The sequence below is a fragment of the Acidovorax sp. KNOB132 genome, assembly GCF_057541515.1.
Genome location: NZ_BAAJYT010000060.1, coordinates 1 through 19,851, shown reverse-complemented (window position 1 = coordinate 19,851; position 19,851 = coordinate 1). Strand labels below are relative to the sequence as shown.

General features: G+C 69.3%; 20 protein-coding genes and 1 pseudogene. 10 read left to right on the top strand and 11 right to left on the bottom strand.

Annotation, left to right across the window (positions count from 1 at the left end):
- Positions 1-1,891: replication restart helicase PriA (gene priA, locus AC27IO_RS10800; protein ID WP_498738944.1), on the top strand; the 1,891-nt coding region annotated here is incomplete at its 5' end.
- Between the two features lie 73 nt (positions 1,892-1,964).
- Here the strand turns inward: priA and AC27IO_RS10795 are convergent.
- The 5 genes from AC27IO_RS10795 to AC27IO_RS10775 all read right to left on the bottom strand — a co-directional run bounded on the left by AC27IO_RS10795 (position 1,965) and on the right by AC27IO_RS10775 (position 5,150).
- Positions 1,965-2,915 carry an AEC family transporter gene (locus tag AC27IO_RS10795; protein WP_498738943.1) on the bottom strand — a complete coding sequence of 317 codons (951 nt, stop codon included), beginning with the start codon at positions 2,913-2,915 and terminating at the stop codon, positions 1,965-1,967.
- Between the two features lie 135 nt (positions 2,916-3,050).
- Positions 3,051-3,410 carry a hypothetical protein gene (locus AC27IO_RS10790; protein ID WP_272566851.1) on the bottom strand — a complete coding sequence of 120 codons (360 nt, stop codon included), beginning with the start codon at positions 3,408-3,410 and terminating at the stop codon, positions 3,051-3,053.
- Positions 3,411-3,495: 85 nt separating this feature from the next.
- The gene (locus AC27IO_RS10785) at positions 3,496-3,897 is read right to left on the bottom strand and encodes a roadblock/LC7 domain-containing protein (protein ID WP_498738942.1); all 402 of its coding nucleotides are present in this window, start codon (positions 3,895-3,897) and stop codon (positions 3,496-3,498) included.
- A 6-nt stretch (positions 3,898-3,903) separates the two neighbouring features.
- Positions 3,904-4,446 carry a GTP-binding protein gene (locus AC27IO_RS10780; protein ID WP_317355421.1) on the bottom strand — a complete coding sequence of 181 codons (543 nt, stop codon included), beginning with the start codon at positions 4,444-4,446 and terminating at the stop codon, positions 3,904-3,906.
- Positions 4,443-5,150 (bottom strand): DprA-like winged helix domain-containing protein, encoded by a 708-nt coding sequence (locus AC27IO_RS10775; RefSeq protein ID WP_498738941.1) that lies wholly within the window; start codon positions 5,148-5,150, stop codon positions 4,443-4,445. Before AC27IO_RS10775 ends, AC27IO_RS10780 begins: the two co-directional genes overlap by 4 nt.
- Before the next feature lie 271 nt (positions 5,151-5,421).
- Between AC27IO_RS10775 and AC27IO_RS10770 the strand changes: the two genes are divergently transcribed.
- The 4 genes from AC27IO_RS10770 (at position 5,422) to AC27IO_RS10755 (ending at position 9,556) form a co-directional block, all read left to right on the top strand.
- A complete protein-coding gene (locus tag AC27IO_RS10770; RefSeq protein WP_317355424.1) occupies positions 5,422-7,485 on the top strand; it encodes an ATP-dependent helicase in 2,064 nt (687 codons plus the stop codon).
- Complete coding sequence (locus AC27IO_RS10765) at positions 7,482-7,685, top strand: hypothetical protein (RefSeq protein WP_284402454.1); 204 nt, start codon at positions 7,482-7,484, stop codon at positions 7,683-7,685. Before AC27IO_RS10770 ends, AC27IO_RS10765 begins: the two co-directional genes overlap by 4 nt.
- Before the next feature lie 14 nt (positions 7,686-7,699).
- A complete protein-coding gene (locus tag AC27IO_RS10760) occupies positions 7,700-8,929 on the top strand; it encodes a phospholipase A (protein WP_498738940.1) in 1,230 nt (409 codons plus the stop codon).
- A gap of 240 nt (positions 8,930-9,169) precedes the next feature.
- On the top strand, positions 9,170-9,556 hold the full coding sequence (locus tag AC27IO_RS10755; RefSeq protein ID WP_272566840.1) for a hypothetical protein: 387 nt from the start codon (positions 9,170-9,172) through the stop codon (positions 9,554-9,556).
- Between the two features lie 16 nt (positions 9,557-9,572).
- On the opposite strand, the gene AC27IO_RS10750 is transcribed toward AC27IO_RS10755, so the two are convergent.
- Positions 9,573-10,058: a universal stress protein gene (locus tag AC27IO_RS10750; protein WP_272566839.1), complete on the bottom strand. Its 486-nt coding sequence runs from the start codon at positions 10,056-10,058 to the stop codon at positions 9,573-9,575.
- A gap of 131 nt (positions 10,059-10,189) precedes the next feature.
- Between AC27IO_RS10750 and tgt the strand changes: the two genes are divergently transcribed.
- Both tgt and AC27IO_RS10740 read left to right on the top strand, forming a co-directional pair.
- Entirely contained in the window at positions 10,190-11,362 is a 1,173-nt protein-coding gene (gene tgt / locus AC27IO_RS10745) for a tRNA guanosine(34) transglycosylase Tgt (RefSeq protein ID WP_284402457.1), read from the top strand.
- An 83-nt stretch (positions 11,363-11,445) separates the two neighbouring features.
- Positions 11,446-12,135, top strand: coding sequence for a glutathione S-transferase family protein (locus tag AC27IO_RS10740; protein ID WP_284431359.1), 690 nt, complete (start codon positions 11,446-11,448; stop codon positions 12,133-12,135).
- Positions 12,136-12,282: 147 nt separating this feature from the next.
- Here AC27IO_RS10740 and AC27IO_RS10735 read toward each other — a convergent pair.
- From AC27IO_RS10735 to AC27IO_RS10720, 4 genes and pseudogenes are all read right to left on the bottom strand, one after another.
- A pseudogene (locus AC27IO_RS10735) lies at positions 12,283-13,314 on the bottom strand (serine endopeptidase); the annotation flags it as partial.
- 98 nt (positions 13,315-13,412) lie between these two features.
- The gene (locus AC27IO_RS10730; protein ID WP_284431357.1) at positions 13,413-14,216 is read right to left on the bottom strand and encodes a DUF2145 domain-containing protein; all 804 of its coding nucleotides are present in this window, start codon (positions 14,214-14,216) and stop codon (positions 13,413-13,415) included.
- Positions 14,217-14,227: 11 nt separating this feature from the next.
- Entirely contained in the window at positions 14,228-14,698 is a 471-nt protein-coding gene (locus tag AC27IO_RS10725) for a hypothetical protein (RefSeq protein ID WP_498738939.1), read from the bottom strand.
- 95 nt (positions 14,699-14,793) lie between these two features.
- Entirely contained in the window at positions 14,794-15,321 is a 528-nt protein-coding gene (locus AC27IO_RS10720) for a YiaA/YiaB family inner membrane protein (RefSeq protein WP_498738938.1), read from the bottom strand.
- A 218-nt stretch (positions 15,322-15,539) separates the two neighbouring features.
- Between AC27IO_RS10720 and AC27IO_RS10715 the strand changes: the two genes are divergently transcribed.
- Complete coding sequence (locus tag AC27IO_RS10715; RefSeq protein WP_498738937.1) at positions 15,540-17,132, top strand: surface layer protein NpdA; 1,593 nt, start codon at positions 15,540-15,542, stop codon at positions 17,130-17,132.
- Between the two features lie 75 nt (positions 17,133-17,207).
- On the opposite strand, the gene AC27IO_RS10710 is transcribed toward AC27IO_RS10715, so the two are convergent.
- Positions 17,208-17,729 carry an Lrp/AsnC family transcriptional regulator gene (locus AC27IO_RS10710; RefSeq protein WP_317355444.1) on the bottom strand — a complete coding sequence of 174 codons (522 nt, stop codon included), beginning with the start codon at positions 17,727-17,729 and terminating at the stop codon, positions 17,208-17,210.
- A 218-nt stretch (positions 17,730-17,947) separates the two neighbouring features.
- Between AC27IO_RS10710 and AC27IO_RS10705 the strand changes: the two genes are divergently transcribed.
- The gene (locus AC27IO_RS10705) at positions 17,948-18,964 is read left to right on the top strand and encodes a 1-aminocyclopropane-1-carboxylate deaminase (RefSeq protein ID WP_272566827.1); all 1,017 of its coding nucleotides are present in this window, start codon (positions 17,948-17,950) and stop codon (positions 18,962-18,964) included.
- Positions 18,965-18,987: 23 nt separating this feature from the next.
- The coding region (locus tag AC27IO_RS10700) for a pyruvate dehydrogenase E1 component-related protein (RefSeq protein WP_498738936.1) at positions 18,988-19,851 on the top strand (864 nt) is incomplete at its 3' end.

The following is a 19,851-nucleotide window of genomic DNA, read 5'->3' as shown; positions in this document are numbered from 1 at the left end:
GTTGGCGCCGCTGGCGGCGCCCTGGCGCCGGCTGGTGGCCTTCACCGCGCGCTATTACCAGCGCGGTCTGGGCGAGGTGGCCCTGGCCGCCCTGCCCCCCCAGTTGCGGGACCTGGGCCCCGCGCAGCTCGCGCGGCGCCTGCGCCGCCCGGCGGCGTCGCTGCAAGGTGGCGATGCGCTGCCGGAGATCGACCTGAGCGCCGAGCAGGAAAGCGCCCGCGCCGCCATCGCCGCCGAACCCGGGCCCTTCCTGCTCTACGGCAGCACTGGCAGCGGCAAGACCGAGGTCTACCTGCGCTGCGTGCAGGAGGCGCTGGAGGCCGATCCGGCCGCGCAGGCACTGGTGATGGTGCCCGAGATCAACCTCACCCCCCAGCTGGAGGAGCGCTTCACCGCCCGCTTCGCGCCCCGCTACGGCGCGGGCAGCGTGGTCTCGCTGCACAGCGGCATGACCAACCCGCAGCGCCTCAAGAGCTGGCTGGCGGCGCATGCGGGCACGGCGCGCATCGTGCTGGGCACGCGCATGTCGGTGTTCGCCAGCATGCCGGGCCTGGCGCTCGTCGTGGTGGACGAGGAGCATGACGCCAGCTACAAGCAGCAGGAAGGCGCCCGCTACTCGGCCCGGGACCTGGCCATCTGGCGCGGCCGCGACCAGGGCGCCAAGGTGGTGCTGGGCTCGGCCACGCCCTCGCTGGAAAGCTGGCATGCCAGCCGGCCCGCCGAAGCCGGCATCCCGGCCGGGCGCTACCGGCGGCTGCACATGCCCAGCCGCATCGGCGCCGGCGAACTGCCGCACGTGCGCCTGGTGGACATGGGCCAGCAGCCGCGCGGCGCCGTGTTCTCCGCCCCGCTGCTGGCGGCCATCACCCAGCGCGTGGAGCGCGGCGAGCAGTGCCTTGTGCTGCTCAATCGCCGCGGCTTCGCGCCCGTGCTGCACTGCAGCGACTGCGGCTGGAAAAGCGACTGCCCGCACTGCAGCGCGCACCAGGTCTTTCACAAGATCGACCGCACCCTGCGCTGCCACCACTGCGGCTACACCCAGCGGGTGCCACACGCCTGCCCGGGCTGCGGCAACCCCGACATCGCCCCCATCGGCCGGGGCACCGAGCAGCTGGAAGAGCAACTGGCCGCCCTGCTGCGCAACGTGATCACGCCCGAGCGGCGGGCGGCACGCGTCGCCCGCATCGATGCCGACACCACCAAGGCCAAGGGCGCGCTCGAATCCCAACTGGCCCAGGTGCATGCGGGCGAGGTGGATGTGCTGGTGGGCACGCAGATGGTGGCCAAGGGCCACGACTTTCGGCGCATCACGCTCGTGGCAGCAGTGCAGCCCGACGGCGCGCTGTTTTCCAGCGACTTCCGGGCCCCCGAGCGCCTCTTCGCCCTGCTGCTGCAGGCCGCCGGCCGCGCGGGGCGCGATGCACGCTACGTGGCCGAGCAAGGCAGCCGGTGCGAGATGTGGGTGCAGACCTACCACCCCGACCATGCGGTGTACGCCGCGCTGCGCCGGCACGACTACCCCGCGTTCGCCGACAGCCAACTGGCCGAGCGGGCCGAAGCCGCCATGCCGCCCTTCGCCTACCAGGCGCTGGTGCGCGCCGACGCGCGCACGCAGGAGGTGGCCCAGGCGTTCCTGGCTGCGGCCAGCGCCGCCGCGCAAGCCGATGGGTTGCCGGGGCTGGAGCATGTCACGCTGTTTCCCCCCGTGCCCCTGGCGATCCAGCGGGTGGCCAACGTGGAGCGCGCGCAGATGCTGCTGGAAAGCGGCAGCCGCGCGGCGCTGCAGCGCTTTCTGTCGGCCTGGCAGCCGGTGCTGCACGCCACGCGCGGGGCGCCGGAGCACAAGGGGCTGATCCGCTGGCTGGTGGATGTGGACCCGCTGACGATCTGATCCCCCGGCGGGGCAGCGCCTGGCAGGTTGGCGTCACGCAACACCGATCGCTATCAAATAGATAGCAGAACGCCTAAGTCAATATTGCGGTGGCGGCCGAAAAGCTCAGAAAAGCCAGCGCGGTGGAGACCAGGATGATCCGCGCAATGCGCCCGTTGTGGGCGCCGAAGCGCTCGGCCAGCAGCGACACGTTGCTGGCGCTCGGCAGCGCCGCCACCAGCACCAGCACCGTGTGTGCGAACGGCGTGAGCGGCACGCCCGCCGCGATCGCACCGTGCCCCGCGCCCCAGACGAGCAGCGGATGCACGAACAGCTTGGCCAGCGCGACCGGCACGTAGTCGCGCGGGGGCACGCGGTCGTGCTGATTCATCTGCGAGCGCGCCAGAACGGCGCCGATCGTGAACAGCGCCACGGGCGACGCCGCGCCGGCCAGCATCGCCACCGTCTGGTCGAGCGGGCCGGGTAACTTCCACTGCAGCGCGGACGCCACGGCCCCCAGTGCGATGGCCCAGGGCATGGGGTTGGTCGCCATGCCCCGCAAGGCCCGTCGCACCGCCACCGCCACGCCGTGCGTGCCCACGCCGTCCAGCCGCGACAGGGCGATGCACAGCGAGGTCGTGAGCACCATGTCCACCAGCATCGTCAGGATGGCCGGCCCCGCCGCCGAGGCCCCGAGCAGCGCCACCAGCAGCGGCACGCCCATGAAGCCGGTGTTGGGAAAGGCCGCCACCAGCGCGCCGAAGGCGGCATCGTTCCAACCCAGTCGCACCCGGGTGAGCGCCACCGTGGCGCCGACCAGGGCCAGGCCGCACAGGATGTACAGGCCCGCCACCGCCGGGTCCAGCAACTGGCCGATGGGCGTGTTCGCGCCCAGGCGGAACAACATGCACGGCAGCGCGAAAAACAGCACGAACGCATTCAGCCCGGGAATGGCCGCCTGCGGCAGCGCGCCCGCGCGCGCGGCCAGGTAGCCGCAGAGCACGAGCGCGAAGAAGGGAAAGGTGATGGAAAGAACGGACAGCACGGCCCATTGTCGGCGCAAGGCGGCGTGCAGAGCGCCGCGCGTCACCGCGAAAAAAAGCCCGCACGGGGCGGGCAGCGGGACCAGGGCCGATTCCAGGCCCCGGTGGCTTGGCGCAGCGCGCCGCAGCCTGTCCGGTCAGATCTGCACGCCCTGCTCCACTTCCTGCACCTTGCGGCGTGCCAGGGCGAGGTTGGAGCGCTCCTTGTCGAGCACCAGGTAGATGAACAGGCCTTCGTGCGCGGCCAGAGGGCGGATCACGTGGTACTGCTTGCCCAGCGTGATGAGGATGTCGTCGATCTTGTCGGCCAGGCCCAGCGAGCGCATGGTCTTGTTCTTGGCACGGACCACTTCGGTGTTGCCAGCGGCCGCCAGTTCCATGTCCACGCCGCTGCCGACGCTGCCCAGCAGCATGCCGCTGCCGCTGTCCACCACGGCCGCGCACAGGGCGCCGTCGATGGAATGGAGTTGGTTCAGAGATTCTTGAAGGGAGGCCATGGGTTCGATTCCTTAAAGAGAAAGAGACGAAAGGGGGAGCAAGCACACATGCGCGCCGCCGGCCGACCCGGCAACACGCGGGGAATCATTCGGGGCGGGCCAGTTGCTGGGCGACCTCGCCGGCGGTCCACAGGGCCCGCCCGAGCACGGCCTGCTTTTCCAGCACCAGGCACAGGATGCAGGGGAAGGCCCCGCCGATGGCCTGGAAGATCGCCAGGCCCGCCTCGGTCTCGAAGGTGAGGCGGCGGCAACCGGGGTAGTCGATCTCGCGGCCCACGGCACGGGCCATGGCCATGAGCGAGCCCGCCATGGCCGCCAGCCGGCGCACCTCCAGGCCGCCGCCCGCCGACAGCGAGGCCACCTCGAAGCCGTCGAGGGTGGTCACCAGCGCCATGCGCACGTCGCCCGCGGGGGCCACCACGCGGTCCAGCACCTCCCGGGCCGCCTGCGCGCGCTCGGGGGGGACGATGTTCGCCTTGTTCATCATGGGATTTCAGTCGATTTCGTTCTGCAGGGAGAGCATGGAAGCCAGCACGCCGACGGCCTCCAGCAGTTGGCCGCGGTCGCGCGGATCGGCTTCCAGGATGGGGACCACGCCGTGCGGCGAGGCCGAGAGAGCGAGGCCGAACGCCTCGATCTGCGCGGGCGTGGCGGGACGGGCGCTGAGCACCAGGGCCAGCGGCGGATCGGGCTGCACGGCCATTTCGGCGAGCAGGTCGAGCGTCTCGCCCACGGCCGAGGGACGGGCCACGTCGGCCATGATGAAGACGCCCATCGACACCGAGAGGATCCATTGCCGCACGAAGTCGAAGCGGTCCTGCCCCGGGCAGCCGCACACCTGCACGTGCTCGCCATCGCCCAGGTCGATCTCGCCGAACTCCGCGCCCACGGTGGTGAACGCCTTGGAATGCGCCGCCCGGTCGAGGTTGGGCACGTCGGAAGACGCCATCACGTCGCCGCACAGCGAGCGCAGCGCGGTGGTCTTGCCGATGCCCATGGGCCCCACGAGCGCGATGCGCGGCAGCGCCCCGTTCATGCCTGGCCTCCACCGCGCACCCAGCGCGTGAGCCGCTGAACCAGCCCGCCGTGCCCGGAGGGCTTCGGGCGGTCGGCGCGCACGGCCGGTGCCGATGCCGCTGTTTCGGTGCGCATCACGTTGCGACGGGACAACTCGGCCAGCAGCGCCTGCGCAGCGGCGGGCTCCAGGCCGCTGTGCTCGCACAACTGCGCCAGGCTGACTGGGGCGCGGGTGAGCAACGCGAGCGCCCGCACATGGCCGCCCGAGCGGAACGGCGCCCCCAGGGACACCCAGGTGCTCAGCCGGAACCGCTGCTGGGGGTCGCCGAACGCGGCGCGCGCCGCAGCGGGAGACTCCCACGCCGTGTCGGCGGAGGCGGCCGTCATCGTCTGGCGCGCCCGCCAGTCCATCAGGAACACGGCGGCACGGTCCAGCACGTCGATCAGGTCCGCCAGCGTATAGCCGGTCTGCAGTCGAGCGGTCCACTGCGCCTGGGGCGCCTTGTCGGGAAACGAGCCCCCCACGCAGACCAGGCACGGCGCGCGGGAGCCGGGCTGCGCCGCGCTGGCGTCGTCCAGCAGCAGCACCTGGGCCTCGGCGGCCGGCACTTCGTGCCAGCGGAGCAACGATTTGCGCGACGCCACGCTGAACAGCTTGTGGAACCGCTCGTAAAAGTGGGGAGTGAGCATCTCTGCGGCCACCCCCGCTGAAGCATCGCGCATGGCGGTGACCCCGGTGGAAATCAAATGGATGGGCCCAGTATAAAGACGCACATTGATACATTGTCAAGAAATTGCTAAATATGAGAAAAATGATTTAGCTCTTTGCACCCCATTCCGGATTTCGCCGAACCACTCCTACAAAACCCGGTTAAAAGGGCCGGCTCGACTCCGGCCCATCCCGGTATCATTGCGCGCTCCTGCCCCTTCTCCCTCGGAAGCGGCGCCCCACCCGTGCCTCGCCGGCGCCTGTCCACCCCCTTCCTTTTTGCGCATGTCCGCCGGTCTCAATCTCGCCCAGCTCCAGGCGGTCCACTACACCGAGGGGCCATGCCTCGTGCTGGCGGGCGCAGGTTCGGGCAAGACGCGGGTGATCACCCACAAGATCGCCCGGCTGATCGAAACGGGGCTGGAGGCGCGCCGCATCGCCGCCATCACCTTCACCAACAAGGCCGCCGCCGAGATGCGCGAGCGCGCGCAGGGCCTCATCGGCCGTGCGGCCAAGGACGTGCTGGTGTGCACGTTCCACGCGCTGGGCGTGCGCATGGTGCGCGAAGACGGGCATGTGCTCGGACTCAAGCCCCAGTTCAGCATCCTCGATGCGGACGACGTGACCGGCATCCTCAAGGACGCGGCCGGCGGCACGACCGACATGGCCACCGCCCGCCAGTGGCAGTGGACCATCAGCAAGTGGAAGAACATGGGCCTGAACGCCCAGGAATCGCTGGCGCAGGCCGCGGACGACAACGAGCGCAGCATCGCCGTCCTGATGGCGCGCTACGAAGAACGCCTCACCGCCTACCAGAGCGTCGATTTCGACGACCTCATCGGCATGCCGCTGCGCCTGCTGCGCGACCACCCCGAGGTGCGCAGCAAATGGCAGCGGGTGCTGGGCCACGTGCTCGTGGACGAGTACCAGGACACCAACGCCACGCAGTACGAGCTGCTCAAGCTGCTCGTGGGCGAGCGCGCGCGCTTCACCGCGGTGGGCGACGACGACCAGTCCATCTACGGCTGGCGCGGCGCCACGCTGGACAACCTGAAAAAGCTGCCGGTCGACTTTCCGCAGCTCAAGGTGATCAAGCTGGAGCAGAACTACCGCTCCACCAGCGCCATCCTGCGCGCAGCCAACAACGTGATCCAGCCCAACCCCAAGCTGTTTCCCAAGACGCTGTTCTCCGAGCTGGGCGAAGGCGAGCCGGTGCGCGTGGTGGACGCCGACAGCGAGGAGCACGAGGCCGAGCGCGCCGTGGCCCGCATCCAGAGCCTGCGTGCCGCGGCCAACCCGCCGCCGGCCTGGAAGAGCTTTGCCCTCCTCTACCGCGCCAACCACCAGGCCAAGCCGTTCGAGAAGGCGCTGCGCAAGGCCAACATCCCCTACAAGGTCTCGGGCGGCACGAGCTTCTTCGACCGCGCGGAAATCAAGGACCTGTGCGCCTGGTTCCGCCTGTGGATCAACAACAACGACGACCCGGCGTTCCTGCGCTCCATCACCAGCCCCAAGCGCGGCATCGGGCACACCACGCTGGGCGCACTGGGCGAATTCGCCACCAGGCACAAGCTGAGCATGTTCGGCGCGCTGTTCAACGGCATGCTGCCGGCCGCCATCCCCAAGCGCGCGCTCGACGGGCTGATGGAGTTCGGGCGCTACGTCAACGACCTCGAATACCGCGCCCGGCACACGCACGGTGCCGAGGATTCGCGCGCCTTCCTGGCCGACTGGCTCAAGGAAATCGACTACGAAAAGCACCTGTACGACGGCGAGGACAGCGAGAAGGTCGCCGCCGCGCGCTGGAGCAACGTGCTGGAGTTCTGCGACTGGATGTCGCAGCGTGCCGGCGGCCAGATCGACGACACCTCGGGCAGCGTCGTCACCAAGGAGACCAAGAGCCTGCTGGAGGTCTCGCAGACCATCGCGCTGCTGTCCACCATCAGCGAGCGCGAGAAGGACCAGGACATGGTCACGCTGTCCACGCTGCACGCCTCCAAGGGCCTGGAGTGGCCGCATGTGGTGCTGGTGGGCGTGACCGAGGGCATGCTGCCCTTCAAGCTCGACGACGACGAGGGCCGGCAGCTCAAGGTGAGCGACGACACGCTGCAGCGCCTGCAGGAAGAGCGCCGCCTGATGTACGTGGGCATCACCCGCGCCCAGCGCAGCCTGGCCGTCAGCTGGACCAAAAAGCGCAAGAAGGGCCGCGAGATGGTGAACGCGCAGCCCAGCCGCTTCATCGCCGAGATGGGGCTGGACAAGAACACCGCCCGCGAAGACCCGCGCGAAAAGCTCAAGGCGCTGCGCGCCGAATTCGCCGCGCGCAAGGCCCAGAACGCCACGCCATGACCGGCCGTGCCATGATCCGCCGCCACGTCGCCGCCGGGCGGGCCGCAGCGTGCGCTGGCATGCGCCGGCCGCTGGCACAGAGCGTGCGTGTCGCTGGGGCGCGCAACCGCACCTGGGCGCGGGCATCGCGCGGGGCGGCCGGCAAGAAGAACATCAGCGCCACCTGGATCGGCCAGGTGGAACAAGGCAGTTGCGGCTAGGAGATACGAGGAACATGGAACAACGCACCACACCACACCACCGCCCCGTCCGTGCTGCGCAGGCAGTCCGGGCGGCCATGACACCGCAGCGCCTGGGCACCCTGGCCCTGGCCCTGTGCGCCCCCGCGGGCGCCGCGCTGGCGCAGACGCCTGCCCCGACGGAGGCCGCTGGCGACGCCTGGCGCCGTTGTACCGCCATGGCCGGTGACAGCACCGCCCGCCTGGCCTGCTTCGACCAGTGGGCAGGCCAGCAGGCCTGGAAAGCGCCTGCGGCATCGGCCAGCGCGGCGACCGGCAACACCACGGCCAGCACCGCGCCCCCCACCCCCGTGGACACCACGCTGCCGGCCACCCGCCTCATCGACGTGGCCCAGGTGGAAGGCTGCCGCGACGAGCAGTACAGCACGCTGTCGCGCTTTTGGGAATTGGAGTCGGGCAGCGATTGCGGCACCTTCCGCTTCCGGGGCTACCGGCCGATCAGCATCTCAGTGGTCAAGGGCAGCAACGTCAACCGCCAGCCCACCTCGCCCGTGCCGGACCACAACGCCACCTCGGCCGTGGACTACCGGACCACCGAGAACCGCATCCAGCTGTCGGTGCGCACCAAGATCGCCCAGGGCCTGCTCACGCAGGGCCATCCCACGCTGAAGGACTCGGTGTGGGTGGGCTACACGCAGCAGTCGTACTGGCAGCTGTTCAGCCCCGACATCTCGCGCCCCTTCCGCGCCACCGACCACGAGCCGGAAGTGATGTACGTGTACCCCACCGACGCCAAGCTGCCCTTCGGCTGGCGCTGGCGCTACAGCGGCATCGGGCTGGTGCACCAGTCCAACGGCCAGAGCCTGCCGCTGTCGCGCAGCTGGAACCGCGTGTACCTGATGACCGGCATGGAGCTGGACAACCGCTGGAGCGTGAACGCGCGCCTGTGGAAGCGCCTGAGCGAAAGCGCCGACAGCGACGACAACCCGGGCATCAGCGACTACATCGGCCGGGGCGAGCTGCAGGTGAACTGGAACTACGACCGCGACAACACCGTGGGCGTGACCGTCCGCCACTCGCTGGCTTCCACGCCGCGCGGCTCGGCGCGCATCGAATGGCTGCAGAACCTGGGCAAGGGCCTGGGCGGCAGCAAGAGCAACCTGCGCCTGCACACCGCCCTGTTCAGCGGCTATGGCGACAGCATGATCGACTACAACCGCAAGCGCACGGTGTTCAGCGTCGGCCTGAGCCTGGTCGATTTCTGAGCGCCTGAACGCACGGCCGGCCCTCGCCCGCGCGGCAAGGGGCCGGCCGCATCACATCCCGTTACCCTTTTGACAGGGCTGCTGCCTTGAATCGGCGCACACGCGCCGACACAATGGCACGCACATCGCAGTCCGGCAGGCCCCGCGCACCACTCCCTGGAAAAAGAGGCGTTTTCATGCCGCTTTCTCCACCATTGCTGGTCCAAGCCCCCGGGACAATGCCCCTCGGAGGACGAAACCATGGACATGCAATATCAGCTCAAGGCTGGAAGTTACTACCTGTACGACATGCGCGAGGCGCCCAGTGCCGTCACGGGCGAGCGCCGTTTCAAGCTGAAGACCGATACCGTCGCCATTGCCTTCGATGCGCACACGGGCGAAGTCCACCAGCACGGCACGCCGTCGCGCATCCAGTCCTGGGCCAGCAACACGCGCCGCCGCCTGCGCGCGGCCGGTGCGCTGGATGTGGCCAACGACATCGTCGTCGTCTCCGGCCCGCTGCCGGTGGACGAGCTCAACAAGTGCCTGTGGATCAACGGCTACTGCCGGCGCATGTTCAAGCGCCTGGCGAGCCTGCCGCACGGCAAGCTGCAGCGCCCGAGCGAGCCTTTCCGCAAGGCCGCCTGAGGATTTTTGAAACGGGTCAGGCCAGGGTTTCCTGCCCGCCCTCGGCATTCACATCCACGGTTTCCAGCACGTCCGCGTGCTTGACGATGGTCACAGGCACATGGCTCGCATGCACCAGCGCCTGCGACACCGACCCCAGCAACGCGCTGCTGATCGCGCCCTGCCCGCGGGCGCCGATCACCAGCATGCCGCAGCCGTGGCGCTCGGCGATGTCCACCAGCGTGTTCGCCACGTCGCCCACGCCCACATCGGTTTCGTGCTCCACGCCCGCGGCCTCGAAGATCGCACGGGCCGGGGCCATCAAGTGCAGGCCGGCTTCCAGGCTGGCCGCCGCGATGAGGTCCGGGTCGCGCGACACCACCATTTCGTAGAGCGTGGCGGGCTCCTGCACATGGGCCAGCACGACGCTGGCGCGCAGCCCCTGCCGCAGCAGGGCCAGGGTGTGGTGCACCGCATCCAGGGAGAGGTCCGAGCCATCGACGGCGATGAGGATCTTGAGCATGTCCGTGTCCTTTCCGGGAGTCTGAGGGGCCTGCCGGCGATGCGCTCCGCTCGCCCGGCAGGCAGTGCAGTCCAGTGTACCGGCGCCCCGCCGCGCCCCCGACCCTGTGGGCGTCTGGGACAATGCGCGCCATGCTGCAGTTCGACCTCCTGACCACCGACCCCGAAAGCCACGCGCGACGCGGCACCCTCACCCTGAACCACGGCGTGGTGCAGACCCCCATCTTCATGCCCGTGGGCACCTACGGCACCGTCAAGGGCGTGATGCCGCAGAGCCTGCACGACATGGGCGCGCAGATCATCCTGGGCAACACGTTCCACCTGTGGATGCGCCCCGGGCTGGACGTGATGCAGGGCTTCGGCGGCCTGCACGCGTTCGAGAAGTGGGACAAGCCCATCCTCACCGACTCCGGCGGCTTCCAGGTGTGGAGCCTGGGCGCGATGCGCAAGATCACCGAGGAAGGCGTGCACTTCGCCTCGCCCGTGAACGGCGACAAGCTCTTCATGTCGCCCGAGGTGAGCATGCAGATCCAGACCACGCTCAATTCCGACATCGTGATGCAGCTGGACGAGTGCACCCCGTACGAAACCAAGGGCCACCTGACCACCGAGCGCGAGGCGCGCACCTCGATGGAAATGAGCCTGCGCTGGGCGCAGCGCAGCCAAGACGAATTCCACCGCCTGAACAACCCCAACGCACTGTTCGGCATCGTGCAGGGCGGCATGTTCGAGAATCTGCGGGCCGAATCGCTCGACCGGCTGGTGGAGATGGATTTTCCCGGCTACGCGGTGGGCGGCGTTTCGGTGGGCGAGCCCAAGGACGAGATGCTGCGCATCATGGCGCACACGCCGCACCGCCTGCCGGCGCACAAGCCGCGCTACCTCATGGGCGTGGGCACGCCCGAGGACCTGGTGGAAGGCGTGGCGCAGGGCGTGGACATGTTCGACTGCGTGATGCCCACGCGCAATGCGCGCAACGGCACGATCTTCACGCGGTATGGCGACCTGAAGCTGCGCAATGCGCGCCACAAGGCCGACCACCAGCCACTCGACACCACCTGCACCTGCCATGCCTGCGCGGGCGCCGAGGGCGTGGCCTGGGACCAGGGCGGCCGCGGCGGCTTCAGCCGCGCGTACCTGCACCACCTGGACCGCTGCGGCGAGATGCTGGGCCCGATGCTCACCACCATCCACAACCTGCACTACTACCTGAACCTGATGCGCGAGGTGCGCGAATCGCTGGATGCGGGCCGCTTCGGCGAATTCCGCCGCCAGTTCGCGGCCGATCGCGCGCGCGGCGTGTAGCCCCGGCGCCCCAGGCCCCGGGCGATGTCCGCTGCGGGACGGCGGTGGTATCCGGCCCGGCGCGCGCCCGCTACGATGGCGCCATGCTGACCGTCCACCACCTCGAAACCTCGCGCTCGCAGCGCGTCCTGTGGCTCCTGGAAGAACTGGGCGTGCCCTACGAACTCCGGACCTACCAGCGCGACCCGCGCACCCGCCTGGCGCCGCCGGAGCTGCGCAAGATCCATCCGCTCGGCAAGTCGCCAGTCATCACCGAAGGCGACGAGGTCATCGCCGAATCGGGCGCCATCATCGAAGCCCTGGTGGACCGCTACGGCGCGCAGGCGCAGGGCGAGCTCGCGCACCTGGAGCCCGCGCGCGGCACGCCCGAACGCCGCCAGTGCCGCTTCTGGATGCACTACGCCGAAGGCTCGCTGATGAACTGGCTGGTGATGAAGCTGGTCTTCCAGACGCTGCCCAAACAGCCCATGCCGTTCTTCGTGCGGCCCATCGCGCGGGCCGTGTGCGGCAAGGCGGAGCAAAAGCTGGTGGATCCCAATCTGGCCACGGCCCTGGCCTTCATCGACGACCACCTGTCGCGCAACGCCTGGTTTGCCGGAGCCGACCTCACCATGGCCGATTTCCAGATGAGCTTTCCGGTCGAGGCAGCCATGAGCCGCGTGCAGAACGCCGACCAGCACACGCACCTGAAGGCCTACCAGGCCCGCATGCGGGCCCGCCCGGCCTACCAGCGGGCGCTGGCCAAGGGCGGCCCGGTGGTGATGGGCGGCTGAGGCGCCACGCCACCCGCGTACCAGCGCCCTTTCAAGCCGATCCTTTAGAGCGGTCCCGCCGGGGCCGGGCCACCGGCCAATGGCCCGGCGGCGTGCGGCACCGCCGCCGCACTGGCGTCCGAGTCGCTGCCGGGCAGCAGCCCCCCGACCCGCGCCTGCGCCGCAGGCATGGCAGAACCGGGCGAATGCGCTCTTGCGGGTGTTGCAAGCGCCGCAGTGGTCGAACAGCCCGATGCCGCAGTGGGGGCAGAAGTCGATGGTGGGGTCCTTCAGGTCCACCGGCCGCTCGCACCCAGGGCACACGCCCTTGGCCAGGCGCGCCAGGGCGACGTCGTAGCTCAGTTCCTTGCGGCGCTCCTGGTCGGGCAGCGCCTCGGCCCGCTTCTGGCGCTCCAGGTAGCGGTTGAGCGCCACGATGGCGTAGCGCCCGACCAGCGCGGTCACGACGATGCCGACCACGTAGCGCACATAGCCGCCGTAGCTGGGCAGGTAGGGCACCAGCTCCACGAAGAACGCGAACAGCGCGAAGAAGATGAAGCCCCACACGAACGGCCAGTAGGTGCCCTTGCGCTTCTTCACGAACAGCCAGCCGGCCACCACCAGCAGCGGCAGCGTGAGGGCCAGCCGGTACAGGAACACGCGCAGCTGCACCTTGCGCTGCTGCACGGCCATGCGCTCGTAGCCCTCCTTTTCCAGCGCGGCCAGCCGTTGCTGCGCGGCCGTGGCCGCCTGGCGCGCATCGAGCGCGGCCTGCTGCTGCGCTTCGACCGCCTGCTGGGTCTGGCGCTCGCGCAGCTGGAGCCGGTCCAGCGCCTGGGTGCGCTGCACCACCTCGGGGTTGTGTTCGGACTGCTGCGTGGCGCTGCGCGTGGCCAGCCAGTTGTTGAAGGTCTCGCGCTCCGCCGCGGTCTCGCTGCGCGACTTGGCGCGCTGCAGGCGGGCCTGGTCGAGCGCCGTCTCCGCGCTCTCCTCGGCCTGCTGCGCGTTGCGCACCTGGGCGCGCAGCGTCTCCGCGGCAGGGCGGTCCAGGAAATCGTCGAGCTGCAGCGTGGCCTCGACCTTGGGCAGGTCGTCCACGACGGTGCCGCCCAGCCCGATCAGGAAGCTGGCGAACACCAGCGACACCAGCCACAGGCCCCGGCGGAACCATTTTTCCGACAGGCGAAGGGATTTGCTCATGACCAGCTCCTCGGCATTGAAACACTATTCATTTGATAGCAACACAGGCAATCAATATCCCGGCATCAGCGGCTTTTGACTATAAACCCGTGTTGGCGTCACGGCGGCGGCAGTGCCACCGGGGCCGATGCCAGTTGTGCGCGCTGCAGCCACGCCAGGGCCGAGTCCACGGTCACCGTGGCGATGCGGTTGGCGAAACGCTCGCTGTCCGGGTGGTCGTCGAACGCCACGTTCGCCGCCGTCACCCGCCCGCCCAGCCGCGTGAGCGCGCCGACCTTGAGCACGGTCGGCTCGTACCCCTTGTAGCGCAGCCAAGCCTGCGCCTGATCGCGCCGGAGCACGGTGCCGGGCTCCATGGCCGCGGCCAGCGTCTCCATCGCCCACTGGTTCGACTGCTGGTACTTCGTGCCCCAGGCGTAGCTCACCATGCTGTAGGGCCGCTGGTGCATGGCCGTGGCGCGCGTGCGGTCGGCGAGCACGGCCATCATCCGCTGCTGCACCTCGGGCGTGGGCACGGCCCACACGGCCTCGTAGCGCCACAGGTCGTCGAGAAAGAACTCGCCCAGCCCCTGCCGGTACACCACGCCCACCGCGGTGCCGCACTCGTTGAGCTTGTGCACCACGCGCCACGGCCCCTGCGGCGTGCGGTAGGCCCAGCCCAGGTGCGAGTAGCGCAACCCGTACCGGGACAGGTCCTGCCCCGCACGCGCCAGGACCACCACCTGGGTGCCTGAGCGGGCGTGCTCCGCGTCCAGGGCACGGGCCGTGCGGGCGGCCAGATCCATGCCGCGCTCGATGAGCTGCGGGGTCGGCTTGCGCGCCTCGCAAGATCGGCCCGCGTGCGCGGCGCCGGTTCCCGCGAGAGCAACCGCCGCCAGAGCGGCCAGGGCCCGTCTGCGCATGGTCCGCCCCCTCACAGCCGCTCGTTGTAGAGCAGCGCACGGCCCAGGGCATTGGGCACGAAGGCCAGCGCCTCGCCCGCCACCGACAGGACGACGCCGGTGCCGATCACGCTGCAGGCCACCGCCGACCCCACGGCATGGACCGTGCCGGAGGCCGCGCGGCCGGCCACCTCCACGCTCACCTGCGCGCCATCGGACACCCGCTCCAGCACATACACGGTGCCGTTGGCCGACGCCTCCACGGCCTTCACGGTGAGGATCGCGCCGCCCACCGACAACGCGACGGGAACGGCCGCCACCGCCCCGGCGGCCGTGGACGCCACCGAAGCGGTGCCCACCACCGAGGCCACGGGCAGCAGCGACAGGCCGACGGACACCTCGCTCTGCGCATGCACGGCGCCTGCCGACAGCGCAAAGGCCAGGCCGAAGCCCGCGGCCCGGCGGGCCCAGGAAAAACGGGGGATCAGAGTCTCGATGCGCATGGTCTTTCTCCAGAAAAAGGGCGCGACAGCGGGGCCGCCGTGCGCGCAGGGGACGGCCGGGAAAGCGGGCACCGCGCCCGCTCCGGCCCCCGGGGTCACTCCGCCGTCGCCTTGCCCGCCTTGTCCGGGGCGGCGGCCGGTGCGGAAGGGGTGCCGCCGGCTGGCAGGGAGGCCTCGCGGCGGCCTTGCCAGCGGGCGTCCGCCAGGTCCGCCTCGTGGCGGTCGCGCAGCATCTTGGCCAGCGTGAAGGCGGTGGTGATCAGGTAGAGCCAGCTCACGCCCAGGAAGGCCTGGTAGGTGGGGTTGATGTCCATGCTCCACAGGCCCCAGCCCGTGAGGCCCACGGCCACCGCGAACGCGCCCCAGACGACCAGCTTGAACATCGGCGTGTCCGCACCGTGGCGCGTCTGGTTGTCCCGCACGAATTTCGCCAGCATGAACACGGCCGAGAGGCAAAAGACGTAACCCATCACCATGAAGGCACGCTCCATCGCCACCCCTGGCAGCCATGCCAGCCCCACCGCGCAGCAGAACACGGCGATGCCGAACGAAACCCAGACCTGCAGGCGCCAGGCGGGCGTATCGCGCTGGATCAGGGGCGAAGGAGCAAAGGGGTGTGACATGGAGAGAAGGGCTTGCGGCCCGTAGTGGAACATGGGGCGGATCATGCGCAGGCCGCCCACCCCGGCCCGCCCTGGAATGCACGGGTGGCGCGCTTTCGGCTGCCTGGTATCGCATGGCGATACTTTCCCTGCCTCTTCCAACCCCTCGGCAAGTGCCACAGCCGCGCGGATTGCGGTAATCTGCCGCCATCATTGGCTCTCCCTCCGAAGGACCCCGCATGCCTATCCAGAAGATCGCGGCCGCGTGCGCCCTGCTGTGCAGCGCCGGCTTCGCCTCCAGCGCCCTGGCCGGCGTCATCGCCGGCACGGGGGGCACGCCCTCCAGCAGCGTGATGGGCGCCACCGATGCCACCACCTATGCCATCGCCGAAAGCGGCCCCGGCCACAGCCTCGTGGTGCCTTACTTCACGGCGCAGAACGGGCAGATGACGGTGCTGCACCTGGTCAACACCGACTTGAACAACGGCAAGGCCGTGAAGCTGCGCTTTCGCGGCGCCAACAACGGCGATGGCCTGCTGCACATGACGGTGCTGCTGGCCCCCGGCGACGTCTGGACCGGCGCGGTGACGGTCGGTGCCAACGGCATCGCGCAGCTCACCACCGCCGATGCGACCTGCACCTCGCCCCGGCTCGCGCCCGGCGTGGCGCAAGCCTTCGTGACCGAACGGCTCAACCCCCTGTGGACCGCCGACGTGCAGGCCAACCACACCCGCGAGGGCGCCATCGAGGCGATCGTGGCGGCCGACATTCCCGCCGCCGCCGTGTATGGCGCGGGCCAGCAGGAGCGCTCCGCCCTCTTCACGGCCATCCGCCCGGTGAACGGCACGGCCCCCTGCACCGATGCGGCGCTGAACGCGGCGCTGCTGGAGGACACCAGCGCCGAGGCCACGGCCGCTTCCCGGGGCCTGGCCACGCCCACGGGCGGCGTGGCGGGCACCTGGTACATCATCGACGTGCCCAACTCCACCACCTTCTCAGGGGCCGCCACTGCAATCCGCGCCGTCAACAACGCGGGCCGCAATGCACGGGGCAACTACGTGCTGTTTCCGCCCACCGCGCAGACCGTCACCGCGCCCGAGCGCTACACCGCCGACCCACTGCTGGTCTCGGCCGGCTTCGCCACCCGCGTGAAGAACATCGACGGCGAAACCAGCGAGCCCACCAATGCGGCCGTCATCCAGGCGCGCTACTACGACCTGCCCGATCTGTCCACGCCCTACTACCTGCCGGCCGGCGAACGCAACGCGCGCAGGACGGCGGGGGACCTGTCGGCGCAACTGGCGGCCACCGAAGTGATGAACCAGTACGCCACCGACCCCTCCATTTCCGCCCGAACGGATTGGGTGCTGTCCATGCCCACCAAGCGCTACAGCGTGGCCTACGACTATGGCCAGCCCCCAGCAGTCGCGCGTGTGTATTCGGTGGTGCCACCAGCGGACCTCGGCAGCCAATACTTCTCAGGCGATGATACGCAAGTCAGGACGAACCCCGAAAGCGTCTGCAACCAGTGGGGCATGACCTACTACGACCGCCAAACCGCGACCAAACTAGCCAGCAGCCCCCTGGCAGCATGCGGCACGGTGGTCACAGTCGGCTTTCAGGACCCCAGCCGGTCCGGCATTTCGGCATCGATCACCGCACAGTCGCGGACGGACGCCTTCGTGTCCGGCTGGGCAACCCTGGCCACCAATGCGGCGGATGGTCGCCCCATCATCGGCGCGGCACTGCTCAAACTCACCAATCCCAGTGCGATGCCAGGCGTGGCAGGCAATTACGGGCTGACCTACCCCCATATGGTCAAGGTCCCCTGACACGGAATGTGGAAGCTGTTTGGGTACTTCCGGCAGGCGGGCAATGGTTCATCCCAACGGGCTTTCTGACGCCACTCAGATCGCCATGGGCAGTTCGGTCGTCGAGAGCACGTTGCGGATCACCATGAACGAGCGCACCTGCCGCACGCCAGGCAGGTAAAGCAGCTGCTCCGCATGCAGGCGGTTGAAGCTCTCGCTGTCCCTGGTGCGCACCAGTAGAAAATAGTCGAACTCGCCCGTCACCACGTGGCATTCCATGCAGCCCGAGATCCTGGCGGCGGCCTTCTCGAACTCGGCGAACGACTCGGGCGTGGAGCGGTCCAGCACCACGCCGATCATCACCAGCATGCCCGCGCCCACGGCGCGCGGGTTGAGCAGCGCCACCACCCCGTCGATCAGCCCCAGGCGCTTGAGGCGCTCCACGCGCCGCAGGCAGGCAGGCGCGCTCAGGTGGACCTTGGCCGCCAGCGCCACGTTGGAGACCGATGCATCGCGCTGCAGGGCCCGCAGGATGGCCTTGTCGGTGCGATCCAGTTCGCCGGTGAGATCGGCGGCGGGTACCGGCACCGCAGGCTTCCTTAATTTTGTTGCGCACATGAATGATTTCCTGCAATGAAGTCGAAGTAAAAAGGTTTCACGGCCTTTTTTAGGCCGATTTTCAATCCATTTTTGCAACCCTGTTGCGCCCGCATTTTCCTACCATTCCAGGCAACGGACTGCCCTTGTCGATTGCCCCTGCCACTGCGCGGCAGCAGCCATCCACCGCGGCGCCGGAGCCCCGCCCCCATGCCCTTCCCTTTGCCAGGATGCTTCCCATGAACTTGCAGAAATTCCCCCGCCATTCGCTGACCTTCGGCCCCACGCCCATCCAGCCGCTGCCGCGCCTGTCCGCCCACCTGGGCGGCAAGGTCGATCTGTACGCCAAGCGCGAGGACTGCAACTCGGGCCTGGCCTTCGGCGGCAACAAGACGCGCAAGCTCGAATACCTCATTCCCGAGGCGATCGAAGGCGGCTACGACACGCTCGTCTCCATCGGCGGCATCCAGTCCAACCAGACGCGCCAGGTGGCCGCCGTGGCCGCACACCTGGGCATGAAGTGCGTACTGGTGCAGGAGAACTGGGTGAACTACTCCGACGCGGTGTACGACCGCGTGGGCAACATCGAGATGAGCCGCATCATGGGCGCCGACGTGCGGCTGGACGCCGCGGGCTTCGACATCGGCATCCGCCCGAGCTGGGAGCAGGCCATGGAGGACGTGCGCCAGGCCGGCGGCAAGCCGTTTCCCATTCCCGCGGGCTGCTCCGAGCACCCCAAGGGCGGGCTGGGCTTCGTCGGCTTCGCCGAAGAAGTGCGCCAGCAGGAAAAGGAACTGGGTTTTCAGTTCGACTACATCGTCGTGTGCTCGGTCACGGGCAGCACGCAGGCCGGCATGGTGGTGGGCTTCGCGGCCGATGGCCGGGCCGACAAGGTGATCGGCATCGATGCCTCGGCCAAGCCGGAGCAGACCCGCGCGCAGATCCTGCGCATCGCGCAGAACACCGCCCAACTGGTGGAACTGGGCCGTGACATCACCGAAGCCGACATCGTGCTGGACACGCGTTACGGCGGCCCCGAATACGGCCTGCCGAGCGAGGGCACGCTGGAGGCGATCCGCCTGTGCGCGCGCCAGGAGGCCATGCTGACCGACCCGGTCTATGAAGGCAAGTCGATGCACGGCATGATCGAGATGGTGCGCAACGGCGAATTTCCGGCAGGCTCCAAGGTGCTGTATGCCCACCTGGGCGGCGTGCCCGCCCTGAACGCCTACAGTTTCCTTTTCCGCAACGGTTGATCCCCCCAGGAGAACGCAGCACCATGACACGACTCGGCTGGCCCGGCGCCACCCCCTTGCCCGATACGCTCGACCCCGGGGAAGTCCAGGAATGGTGCGATGCGCTCGACGGCCTGCTCGCCGCCTGGGAGCCCCGCCAGGGGCGCGAGCGGGCCGCGGCGCTGCTCGACGCGTTGCTGGCCCATGCGCGCCAGCGCGGGCTGCAATGGAGCCCGGCCGGGATCACCTCGTACCTCAACACCGTGCGGGTGGAGGAACAGCCGCCCTACCCGGGCGACCCGCAGATCGAGCAGCGGCTGTCGGCCATCGTGCGGTGGAATGCGCTGGCCATGGTGGTGCGGGCCAATGCCGCGCAGGGCGAGCTGGGCGGCCACATCGCCAGCTACGCCTCGGCGGCGGACCTGTTCGAGGTGGGCTTCCACCATTTCTTCCATGCGCGCACCGAGCAGCACGGCGGCGACCTGGTGTATTTTCAGCCGCACTCCGCGCCCGGCGTCTATGCGCGCGCCTACCTGGAAGGCCGGCTGAGCGAAGACTCCCTGCGCCACTACCGGCAGGAACTGGCCGCCGAGGCCAAGGGCATCCAGGGCCTGACCTCCTACCCCCATCCCTACCTGATGCCGGATTTCTGGCAGTTTCCCACCGGCTCGATGGGAATCGGCCCGATCAAGGCGATCTACCAGGCGCGCTTCATGCGCTACCTGGCCGACCGGGGCCTGTGCGACACGGCGGGCCGCAAGGTCTGGGGCTTCTTCGGCGACGGCGAAATGGACGAGCCCGAATCCATCGCCGCGCTCACCCTCGCCGCGCGCGAGGGGCTGGACAACTGCATCTTCGTCATCAACTGCAACCTGCAGCGCCTGGACGGCCCGGTGCGCGGCAACGGC